The sequence below is a fragment of the Streptomyces sp. NRRL S-495 genome, from assembly GCF_000966955.1.
In the GTDB taxonomy this organism is placed as follows: domain Bacteria; phylum Actinomycetota; class Actinomycetes; order Streptomycetales; family Streptomycetaceae; genus Kitasatospora; species Kitasatospora purpeofusca.
Genome location: NZ_JZWY01000713.1, coordinates 1 through 3,379 on the forward strand (window position 1 = coordinate 1; position 3,379 = coordinate 3,379).

Consider the following 3,379-nt stretch of genomic DNA (forward strand, 5'->3'; position numbering starts at 1 on the left):
CTGCAGGGGGGACCCTGTGGGAGAGTAGGACGCCGCCGAACAAATTTTCTGGAAGAGCCCCCGCCGGTAATCGGTCGGGGGCTTTTCTGTTGTAAGGTCGACGTGAAAAGTTGCCATACGTGACAGGAGGCCCCCGGGTGGAGGTCCAGGAGACGCGGGTCCAGACCGATCGCGTCCTCACCATCCCCAACCTGCTGAGCATGGGCCGGCTGGTCGGTGTTCCGCTGTTCCTCTGGCTGATCCTCTGGCCGGTGTTCGACGGTCCGAACAACGACGGGTGGGCGTTGCTGATCCTGATGCTCAGTGGCATCAGTGATTACCTGGACGGGAAACTCGCGCGCAGGTGGGGGCAGATCAGCCGGGTGGGGCAGCTGCTCGACCCGCTGGCGGACCGGCTCTATGTGCTTTCCACCCTGGTCGGCCTGACCTGGCGTGAGATCCTGCCGTGGTGGCTGACGGCGATCCTGCTGGCACGCGAGGTCTTTATCGCGGCGCTGCTGCCGATTCTCAACCGGCACGGCTACGGGCCGTTGCAGGTGAGTTTCCTGGGGAAGGCCGCGACATTCAATCTGATGTACGCGTTTCCGCTTCTGCTGCTCGGGGCCGGGGACAGCTGGATCGCCCGGCCGGCCGAGATCGTGAGCTGGGCGTTCATCTGGTGGGGTGCCACGCTGTACTGGTGGGCCGCCATTCTTTACGCGGTCCAGGTGCGACAGATCGTCCGCGGTGGCTCGGCCTCCTCGCCGTCCACGGTCTGAGACGTGATCTGAGAGAAGTCCCACCTCGCCACGGTGCGTCGGACGATATCTTCCGGGTAGACCTCCTCTGGAACGGTTTGATGGACCTGAACGGTCCACCACCGCGAAGGAGGACGCACCCGTAATGAAAGCCGTTGTTATGGCAGGGGGCGAAGGCACTCGACTTCGCCCGATGACCTCCAGCATGCCGAAGCCCCTGCTCCCGGTCGCCAATATGCCGATCATGGAGCACGTGCTTCGACTGCTGAAGCGGCACGGTCTCTCCGACACCGTCGTGACCGTCCAGTTCCTGGCCTCACTGGTGAAGAACTACTTCGGTGACGGCGAAGAGCTGGGCATGCATCTCACCTATGCGAACGAGGAGACCCCACTCGGCACTGCGGGGAGTGTCAAGAACGCCGAGGACGCCCTCAAGGACGACTCCTTTCTGGTGATCTCCGGTGACGCTTTGACGGACTTCAACCTCTCGGAATTGATCGAGTTCCACCGAAGCAAGAACGCATTGGTCACCGTCTGTCTCACCAGGGTGCCGAACCCCCTGGAGTTCGGTATCACGATCACCGACGAGGAGGGCCGGGTCGAGCGCTTCCTGGAGAAGCCGACCTGGGGGCAGGTCTTCTCGGACACGGTGAACACCGGTATCTACGTGATGGAGCCCGAGGTCTTCGACTACGTCGCGGCCGGCGAGTCGGTGGACTGGTCGAGCGATGTGTTCCCGCAGTTGCTCAAGGAGGGCAAGCGGGTCTACGGCTATGTGGCCGAGGGCTACTGGGAGGACGTGGGCACCCACGAGAGCTACGGCAAGGCCCAGGCGGACGTCCTGGACGGCAAGGTCGAGGTGGAGCTCGACGGTTTCGAGATCTCGCCGGGCGTCTGGGTGGCCGAGGGGGCCGAGGTGGACCCGGAGGCGATTCTCCGCGGACCGCTGTACATCGGCGACTACGCCAAGGTCGAGGCGGGCGTCGAGATCCGCGAGCACACCGTGCTCGGCAGCAACGTCGTGGTCAAACGCGGAGCCTTCCTGCACAAGGCGGTCGTGCACGACAACGTCTACATCGGGCCGCAGAGCAATCTGCGCGGCTGCGTCATCGGCAAGAACACCGATGTGATGCGGGCCGCGCGGATCGAGGACGGCGCGGTGATCGGGGACGAGTGCCTGGTCGGCGAGGAGTCGATCATCGGGGCCAACGTCCGGGTCTACCCGTTCAAGACCATCGAGGCCGGTGCGGTCGTCAACACCTCGGTGATCTGGGAGTCCCGGGGGCAGGAGCACCTGTTCGGGGTGCGCGGTGTCTCCGGCATCCTCAACGTCGAGATCACCCCTGAGCTGGCCGTCCGGCTGGCCGGGGCGTACGCGACGACCTTGAAGAAGGGTGCGACCGTCACCATCGCGCGTGACCACTCGCGTGGCGCGCGGGCACTCAAACGGGCGATGATCTCGGCCTTGCAGACCAGCGCGATCGACGTCCGTGACCTGGAGAACGTGCCGATGCCGGTGGCGCGTCAGCACACCGCGCGGGGCAGTGCCGGCGGGATCTTCCTGCGCACCACCCCGGGGGTGCCGGACTCGCTGGACATCCTGTTCTTCGACGAGCGCGGCGCCGATCTGTCCCAGGCCGGGCAGCGCAAACTCGACCGGGTCTACGCACGCCAGGAGTACCGGCGCGCGTTCCCGGGGGAGATCGGTGACCTGACCTTCCCGTCGAGCGTCTTCGACGGCTACGCGGGCAACCTGCTGCGGGCCGTGGACACCACGGGCGTGCGGGAGGCCGGTCTGAAGGTGGTCGTCGACACCGCGCACGGCAGCGCGGGGCTCGTCCTGCCGAGCATCCTCGGCCGGCTCGGGGTGGAGGCGCTGACCGTCTCCAGCGGGTTGGACGAGGCACGGCCGACCGAGGACGCCGAGGAGCGGCGGGCCGGGCTGGCCCGGCTCGGCGAGCTCGTCGCGTCCTCGCGCGCCGCCTTCGGCGTGCGGTTCGACCCGGTGGGCGAGCGGGTGGCCTTCGTGGACGAGCTCGGCCGGGTGATCGACGACGACCGGGCGCTGCTGGTCCTGCTGGACCTGGTCGCGGCCGAGCGGCGCAGCGGGCAGGTCGCGCTCCCGGTGACCACGACCCGGATCGCCGAGCAGGTCGCGGCGTACCACGGCACGCAGGTCATCTGGACCACGACGACGCCGGACGACCTTGCCAAGGCGGCCGCCGCGGAGGGCACGGTGTTCGGCGGCGACGGCCGCGGCGGATTCGTGGTGCCGGAGTTCAGCGGGGTGCTGGACGGGGCGGCGGCCTTCGTCCGGCTGGTCGGCCTGGTGGCCAGGACCCAGCTCACCCTGAGCCAGATCGACGCGCGGATCCCGCAGGCGCACATCCGCCGCAGGGACATCGCGACGCCGTGGGCGGCGAAGGGCATGGTGATGCGTTCGGTGGTCGAGGCGGCCGGTAGTCGGCTGCTGGACACCACGGACGGTGTGCGCGTGGTCGAGGCGGACGGGCGGTGGACGCTGGTGCTGCCCGATCCGGCCGAGGCGGTCACCCATCTGTGGGCGGAGGGGCCGGACGACGCGGCGACCGAGGCCCTGCTCGACGAGTGGGCGGCGGTGGTCGACAGCGCCGGGCGCTGAG

General features: G+C 67.9%; 2 protein-coding genes. Both read left to right on the forward strand.

Going from position 1 to position 3,379, the window contains the following annotated elements:
- Positions 1-137: 137 nt before the first annotated feature.
- Positions 138-758, forward strand: a complete 621-nt coding sequence (locus tag VR45_RS31545) for a CDP-alcohol phosphatidyltransferase family protein (RefSeq protein WP_045943299.1) — start codon at positions 138-140, stop codon at positions 756-758.
- A 124-nt stretch (positions 759-882) separates the two neighbouring features.
- Positions 883-3,378, forward strand: a complete 2,496-nt coding sequence (locus tag VR45_RS31550) for a mannose-1-phosphate guanyltransferase (protein ID WP_045943300.1) — start codon at positions 883-885, stop codon at positions 3,376-3,378.
- The last annotated feature ends 1 nt before the right edge of the window (position 3,379 follow it).

Bases quoted from the DNA above. Each gene is read 5' to 3' on its own strand.
- VR45_RS31550 (WP_045943300.1), top strand. From the start codon at position 883: ATGAAAGCCGTTGTTATGGCAGGGGGCGAAGGCACTCGACTTCGCCCG.